Here is a 6,766-nt window from a genome sequence, read left to right as displayed (position 1 = left end):
TCCCGGCCCGCAGGCGATGTTCTCGGTGTCCTCGGTGCTGATCGAAGGCCGCCACGACGCGATCCTGGTCAATGCGCAGTTTGCTGCCAGCGACGCGCGCAAGCTGGTCGAGCTGATCCGCGCCAGCGGCAAGCAGCTGACCACGATCTACATCAGCCACGGCGATCCGGATTACTACTTCGGCCTGGCCACCGTGCAGGACGCGTTCCCGCAGGCGCGCATCGTCGCCACCGCGCAGACCGTTGCCCACATCCAGCAGACCGAGGCTGGCAAGCTGGCCTATTGGGGGCCGAAGATGGGTGCCGACGTGCCGGCGCGCATCGTGGTGCCGCAGGTACTGGACGGCGATGCCCTGCAGCTGGAAGGCGAGCGCCTGCCGCTGATCGGCCTGGATGGGCCGACGCCGGACCGCACGGTGCTGTGGGTGCCGTCACTGCGCGCGATCGTCGGTGGCATTCCGGTGGTGGCGGGCGAACACGTGTGGATGGCCGATACGCAGACCCCGAAGTCGCATACCGACTGGCTGCAGACCCTGCAGCGGCTGCAGGCGCTGAAGCCGAAGGTGGTGGTGCCGGGGCATTACGCGCCGGGTGCGGCGTTGGATGCCAGTGCGCTGCGCTTCACCGCGGACTACATCCGCGCGTTCGACGCCGAGACGGCAAAGGCCAAGGACAGTGCGGCGCTGGTGAAGGCGATGCAGGCGCGCTACCCGAAGCTGGACGGCGTGGCGTCGCTGGAGCTGAGTGCGAAGGTGGCCAAGGGCGAGGTGCAGTGGCCATGAGCTAGGGGGTTTCTTTTGCAGGGCTGCGCCCTGCACCCGCTCAATGCAACGGCAACAGCCGAAGCAACAGCAACAGCTGGTTTCCTGAGGGTGGGCGGGGTGGGTCCGGTTGCGGGGGGCGCTGCAAGTACGTCCATGTAAGCTCGGTCGCCGCATCCATGCGGCTCACGCCCCCGCAACCGGACCCACCCCGCCTTCGACAGTTTCCCGCTATCTGTCGGAACCCGCTGCTGATGGTGGGTGCCGACCGTTGGTCGGCACGGGGTCGGATCCCGTTGCTGCGTAACGGGCTCTGACCCCACTGTTTGATGATTAGGTATCTGTGGGATTGTTCATGTCGTGCTCGAACAATTCCCCCTGCACCACCGCCTCCTTTTCGCGGAAGCCGCCAAGGCCGACGCCGACCAGGCGGTAACGTGTCTCCGCCGGCAGGTCGACGCGGGCGCGCAGGGCCAGGGCGATGTCGCGCAGTTCTTCCATCGACTCGGGCGGGCGCTCGGGGGTGAAACTGCGGGTGAGGATGCGGAACTGCGCGGTCTTCAGCTTCAGCACCACGGTGTGGCCGACGCGTTCGGTCTTGCGGGTGGCGTTCCAGGTCTTCTCCGCCAGCTGCACGATGGCCTCACCCAGATCTTCCAGCGGCAGATCCTCGGCGAAGGTGTCTTCGGAGGAGATCGACTGCACCTGCTGGTCCGGCTCCACCGGCCGCTCGTCGATGCCGCGTGCGCGGTTGTACAGGCTGCGGCCGAAGCTGCCAAACGCCTCTTCCAGATCGATCAGTGCCCACTGCCGCAGGTCACCGCAGGTGACGATGCCGCGCGCGGCCAGCTTGCCTTCCATCACCTTGCCGACGCCGGGCACCCGGTTCACCGGCAGTGGCAGCAGGAAGGCGTCCACCCGCTGCGGTGGAATCACGAACTGGCCGTCGGGCTTGCGCCAGTCCGAGGCGATCTTGGCCAGGAATTTGTTCGGTGCGATCCCGGCTGAAGCAGTCAGCTGGGTTTCCTCGCGGATCTGCGCGCGGATGGTACGGGCGATGTCGGTGGCCAGTTCGATGCCGCTCTTCGGCTCGGTCACGTCCAGGTAGGCCTCGTCCAGCGACAGCGGCTCGACCAGGTCGGTGTGGCGCAGGAAAATCCCGCGTACCTGCTGTGACACCGCCTTGTAACGTGCGAAGTCCGGCGGCACGAAGATCGCGTCCGGGCACAGGCGCTCGGCACGTACGGCGGGCATCGCCGAACGCACGCCGAACACGCGTGCCTCGTACGACGCCGCGCACACCACTGAACGTGCACCGCGCCATGCCACAACCACCGGCTTGCCGCGCAGTGACGGATCGTCGCGCTGCTCCACCGACGCGTAGAACGCGTCCATGTCGACGTGGATGATCTTGCGCAGTCGGGTCATGTCAGGCGGAAAAGGCGGGGGCGGGCCGGGCGGGCCACACGCCGAAGTATGGTCTTTGCACATCAACAGGATGCGCGTATTCCCTTGAAAACACTACGGTTGCGTACGGTTGAAATGTTTGATCGTCGCAGTTTCCACGGGCATCCTCGAGCGCTTGTTTCCCTGTTTCCCCGCTTCCAGGATTGTGCTTCATGACCCGTCTCCACGCGTTCAACCGCGAACAGCTGCTGGCCAGCGCACGCGGTGAACTGTTCGGCACCGCTGCCGGCCGTTTGCCCAACGACCCGATGCTGATGTTCGACCGCATCACTGAAATCCGCGAGGACGGCGGACCGCATGGCAAGGGCATGGTACGCGCCGAACTGGATATCCGCCCGGACCTGTGGTTCTTCGGCTGCCACTTCATCGGCGACCCGGTGATGCCCGGCTGCCTGGGCCTGGATGCCATGTGGCAGCTGACCGGCTTCTTTCTGACCTGGCTGGGCGCCCCCGGCAAGGGCCGCGCGTTGGGCTGCGGCGAGGTAAAGTTCACCGGCCAGGTACTGCCGGACGCCAAGCTCGTGCGTTACGAGATCGACATCAGCCGGGTCATCAACCGCAAGCTGGTGATGGCCCAGTCGGACGCCCGCATGTACGTGGATGATCGCGAAATCTACAGCGCGCGCGACCTGCGCGTCGGCCTGTTCACTGAAACCGGGAGCTTCTGATGCGTCGCGTTGTCATCACCGGCATGGGCATCACGTCCTGCCTCGGCAATGATCTGGATACCGTTTCGGCCGCGCTGCGCGAAGGGCGCTCGGGCATCACCCTGCTGGCCGACCATGCCGATGCCGGCCTGCGCAGTCAGGTCGGTGGCCGTGTCGACCTCGATCTGGACGCCCTGATCGACCGCAAGCAGAAGCGCTTCATGAGCGACGCCGCGGCCTTCGCCTTCCTGTCCATGCGCGATGCCATCGCCGATGCCGGGCTCAGCCCCGAGCAGGTCAGCAATCTGCGCACCGGCCTGATCGCCGGTTCCGGTGGCGGTTCCAGCGAGTGGCAGATCGGCGCGGTCGATCTGCTGCGCGAACGTGGCGTGCGCAAGGTCGGCCCGTACATGGTGCCGCGCACGATGTGCTCGACGGTCTCGGCCTGCCTGGCCACGGCCTACCAGATCAAGGGCGTCAGCTACTCGCTGTCGGCCGCCTGCGCCACCTCGGCGCACTGCATCGGTGCCGCCGCGGACATGATCCGCCACGGCGCGCAGGACATCATGTTCGCCGGTGGCGGTGAAGACCTGCACTGGTCGATGAGCGTGATGTTCGATGCGATGGGCGCGCTGTCGACCAGCTTCAACGAGACCCCGGCCAGCGCCTCGCGCCCGTACGACAAGGACCGCGACGGCTTCGTCATCGCCGGTGGCGGCGGCATGCTGGTGCTGGAGGACTACGACCACGCGGTTGCGCGCGGCGCGCACATCCATGCCGAGCTGATCGGTTACGGCGTGACGTCCGATGGCGCCGACATGGTCGCGCCGTCCGGTGAAGGCGCGGTGCGCTGCATGAAGATGGCACTGCAGGGCGTCGATCGTCCGCTGGACTACCTCAACACCCACGGCACCTCGACCCCGCTGGGCGACGTCACCGAGCTCAACGCGATCCGCGAAGTGTTCGGCGACGCGGTGCCGCCGCTGTCCTCGACCAAGGCGCTGTCCGGCCATTCACTGGGTGCGGCCAGCGTGCACGAGGCAATCTACTGCCTGCTGATGATGCGCGATGGCTTCGTCGCCGGCTCGGCCAACATCGGCGAGCTGGACCCGAAGGTGGAGAGCTTCCCGATCCTGCGCGAGAGCCGCGAGCAGAAGCTGGATACGGTGATGTCCAACAGCTTCGGTTTCGGTGGCACCAACGCGGCGCTGGTGTTCGGGCGGGTGTGATGGGGCAGGTGTGCCGACCCACGGTCGGCACCCGTAGAGTCGAGCGTGCTCGACTGCATTGAAAAGCGTGCCAACCAAGGTTGGCACCTACCGTTACCTTGGTAGCAGCGGCAACAGCAGCGCGTGCGCGTCCACCAGCGAGCCGACGATGCGGTGGCCCAGTGCGCGCAGTTCTTCATCGGGATGCACCAGGTCCGGCACCTGGATCACGGTCATGCCAGCCGCCAATGCCGCGCGCGTGCCGGCCGGTGAGTCTTCCAGCGCCAGGCAGCGTTCCGGCGCCTGGCCAAGCCGCTGCGCGGCCAGCAGGTAAATGTCCGGCGCCGGTTTCGGCCGCGCCACGTCGCCACTGGTGATCACCGCATCGAAGTACGGCAGCAGCCCAGCAGCGGCCAGCTTGCGGTTGGCCCGCGGCTGCCGCGTGGTGGTTGCCACTGCACGTGGGATCGCATGCGCCGTCAGCAGTTCCAGCAGCTCCAGGATGCCCGGCCGCAGCGGCAGGCCAGTCTGCGTGCGCGCTTCGTACAGTTCATGGCAACGAGCCGCCACCGCCTCGATCACGCTGTCCTCGATGCCCTGCGCACGCAGCAGCGCGTGCGTGTCACGGTCACCGAGGCCGACCATGCGCAGGAACACCGTTTCGTCCAGGCCCAGCCCGAACGCGTCGGCGGCCTCGCTCCAGCAGGCCAGCGAGACCCGCTCGCTGTCGATCATCAGGCCGTCCATGTCGAAGATGACGGCGTCGGGCAGGAACGGCAGCGCAGCGATGGTGGTCATGGAGCGAACAGCGTATCCAGGTCGGTGGGAGTGAGCTGCCGCCATTGCCCTTCGTCCAGTCCCTGCAGGTCCAGCCCGCCGACGCGGCTGCGATGCAGAGCCTGCACGTGGTTGCCGGTGGCGGCGAACATGCGGCGTACCTGATGGTAGCGGCCTTCGTGCAGCACCAGGCGCGCGCGACGCGTATCCAGCACTTCGAGTTCAGCCGGCAGCAGGGGGGTCTTCTCCGATTCCAGCATCAGCGTGCCGCTGGCGAACAACGCCACTTCGTCGCCGCGCAGGTCGTCGCTCAGTTCCACCTCGTAGACCTTCGGCAGCTTCGACTTCGGCGAGATGATCCGGTGCAGCAGACCGCCATCGTCGGTCAGCAGCAGCAGGCCGCTGGTCTCGCGGTCGAGGCGACCCACCGTGGACAGCACCGGATCGCGGTCGCGGAAGCGCGCCGGCAGCAGGTCGTAGATCAGGCGGCCGGTGTCCTTGGTCGAACAGGTGTAGCCGGCGGGCTTGTGCAGCGCGATCGACAGCCCCACCGGCGGGTCCAGCGGCTCGCCGTCGATCCGGATCGCCTCGTGCGGCACCTGGTCATCGGCGTACAGCACCTCGCCGTCGGCGTCGGTGACGCGGCCCTCGCGGAACATCCACTGCACCTGCTTGCGGCTGCCATAGCCCAGGTTGGCGATGTGCTTGACCAGCTTCACTTGCCCTTCCCCTTCACCGCTTCCACCAGCTTGAAGCCATCGCGCTCGGCGATCACGCGCACCGCGCCAAAGCTCTCGTTGAGGGTGTACTCGTATGGCAGGTGGCGATTGGCCACCACGTACAGGCGCCCGCCCGGGCGCAGCGCCTGCGCGGCCACGGCGATGAAGCGCTGGCCGATGTCCGGGCGGTCGGCACGCGAGGGTGTATGGAACGGCGGGTTGCTGATGATGACGTCGTAGCCCGGCTCGATGCCGGCGGTGACGTCACGCCACAGGAAGCGCAGCGGTAGCGGGCGCGGCGGCGGCGCCAGGTTCAGCTCGGCCAGGGCCAGCGCTCGCTGCTCGGCCTCGTACAGGTCCAGCGCGGTGATCTTCGGGCAGCGCTCCAGCAGCTCGCGCGACAGGTAACCGTAACCAGCGCCCAGATCAGCGGCACGCCCGGCCAGGTCAGCCGGCAGGTGCTCGGCCAGCAGCGCCGAAGCCGGGTCGATGCGGTCCCAGGCGAACACGCCCGGGCGGCTGAGGAAACGGCCACCGACGATCGGGCGCACCGCGTCCAGCGCCGACCAGCGCTTGGCCAGGTCAGCGTCGTGCTGGCCCTGCATCGGCGCGGTCCAGTACACGCGGCAATGGTTCTTGGTCAGGCTGCCACCGAGGCCGGTCAGCTGCTTGAGGTCGCCCTCGCCCGAGCGGGCACCTTCGTTGTTGGACTGGCAGGCGACGATGCATCCGCCCTCGGCAACCAGCGCCAGCGCGCGGGCGAACAGCGCGCGGGCTTCTTCACGCTGGCGCGGCGGCAACACCAGCACCAGCGGATAGCGGCCCTTGCCGGCCACATCGTCCAGCTGGCCACTGACAGTCCAGCCAGCGGCCTGCTGCAGCGGCTGCGCGAACGGGGCGAAGCTCTGCTCGCAGTGCACCTCGCGGTTGCCGGCCGCTTCGCGCAGCGGCCAGCCGTCGCGGGCACGCAGGAAGGCCACCGGACCCTCCGGCCAGCGCAGGGCACCTTGGGAGAACGGCAGGAACAGGGTCTGCAGGGGGGCGTCGTCGCTGGAGGCCATCGGCGCGGGTACTTCAAGCGTGAGGGCCGTCCATTGTACCGGCTTGGCCGGGCCGGCCCCGGCGGCCACTTTGCGAAACCCGAACGGGGCCTTGATCTACCAGCAACATTGAAACGTTCAGGGTAGA

At 67.6% G+C, this 6,766-nt stretch carries 7 protein-coding genes; 3 read left to right on the top strand and 4 right to left on the bottom strand.

From position 1 onward, the window contains the following. On the top strand, nucleotides 1-781 hold a 781-nt coding region (locus N5D91_RS10295; protein WP_279922680.1), incomplete at its 5' end, for an MBL fold metallo-hydrolase. Between the two features lie 312 nt (nucleotides 782-1,093). Here N5D91_RS10295 and dinB read toward each other — a convergent pair. Next, nucleotides 1,094-2,188 carry a DNA polymerase IV gene (dinB, locus tag N5D91_RS10290; protein ID WP_180855064.1) on the bottom strand — a complete coding sequence of 365 codons (1,095 nt, stop codon included), beginning with the start codon at nucleotides 2,186-2,188 and terminating at the stop codon, nucleotides 1,094-1,096. Between the two features lie 191 nt (nucleotides 2,189-2,379). Here dinB and fabA point away from each other — a divergent pair, with 191 nt between their 5' ends. Together fabA and fabB are read left to right on the top strand one after the other, a co-directional pair. Next, entirely contained in the window at nucleotides 2,380-2,895 is a 516-nt protein-coding gene (gene fabA / locus N5D91_RS10285) for a 3-hydroxyacyl-[acyl-carrier-protein] dehydratase FabA (RefSeq protein ID WP_049432293.1), read from the top strand. Beyond that, nucleotides 2,895-4,103 carry a beta-ketoacyl-ACP synthase I gene (gene fabB / locus N5D91_RS10280; protein ID WP_110710940.1) on the top strand — a complete coding sequence of 403 codons (1,209 nt, stop codon included), beginning with the start codon at nucleotides 2,895-2,897 and terminating at the stop codon, nucleotides 4,101-4,103. The genes fabA and fabB overlap by 1 nt, the downstream gene beginning before the upstream one ends. 93 nt (nucleotides 4,104-4,196) lie before the next feature. Here the strand turns inward: fabB and N5D91_RS10275 are convergent, their stop codons facing one another. Genes N5D91_RS10275 through N5D91_RS10265 form a run of 3 tightly spaced genes read right to left on the bottom strand, consistent with a single transcriptional unit; the run spans nucleotide 4,197 to nucleotide 6,639 of the window. Continuing rightward, nucleotides 4,197-4,880, bottom strand: coding sequence for an HAD family phosphatase (locus tag N5D91_RS10275; RefSeq protein WP_180855056.1), 684 nt, complete (start codon nucleotides 4,878-4,880; stop codon nucleotides 4,197-4,199). Next, entirely contained in the window at nucleotides 4,877-5,578 is a 702-nt protein-coding gene (locus N5D91_RS10270) for a pseudouridine synthase (RefSeq protein WP_110710938.1), read from the bottom strand. The genes N5D91_RS10275 and N5D91_RS10270 overlap by 4 nt, the downstream gene beginning before the upstream one ends. Further along, nucleotides 5,575-6,639, bottom strand: a complete 1,065-nt coding sequence (locus tag N5D91_RS10265; RefSeq protein WP_180855055.1) for a class I SAM-dependent methyltransferase — start codon at nucleotides 6,637-6,639, stop codon at nucleotides 5,575-5,577. The genes N5D91_RS10270 and N5D91_RS10265 overlap by 4 nt, the downstream gene beginning before the upstream one ends. Between the last annotated feature and the right edge of the window lie 127 nt (nucleotides 6,640-6,766).

Origin of the sequence: Stenotrophomonas sp. GD03794 (genome assembly GCF_029842145.1) — a bacterium.
GTDB lineage: Bacteria > Pseudomonadota > Gammaproteobacteria > Xanthomonadales > Xanthomonadaceae > Stenotrophomonas > Stenotrophomonas riyadhensis.
This window is presented reverse-complemented; position numbering and strand designations above follow the sequence as displayed.

Coding starts and splice junctions, on each gene's coding strand:
- fabB (WP_110710940.1), top strand. CDS start 2,895: ATGCGTCGCGTTGTCATCACCGGCATGGGCATCACGTCCTGCCTCGGC.
- N5D91_RS10265 (WP_180855055.1), bottom strand. CDS start 6,639: ATGGCCTCCAGCGACGACGCCCCCCTGCAGACCCTGTTCCTGCCGTTC.
- N5D91_RS10275 (WP_180855056.1), bottom strand. CDS start 4,880: ATGACCACCATCGCTGCGCTGCCGTTCCTGCCCGACGCCGTCATCTTC.
- dinB (WP_180855064.1), bottom strand. CDS start 2,188: ATGACCCGACTGCGCAAGATCATCCACGTCGACATGGACGCGTTCTAC.
- fabA (WP_049432293.1), top strand. CDS start 2,380: ATGACCCGTCTCCACGCGTTCAACCGCGAACAGCTGCTGGCCAGCGCA.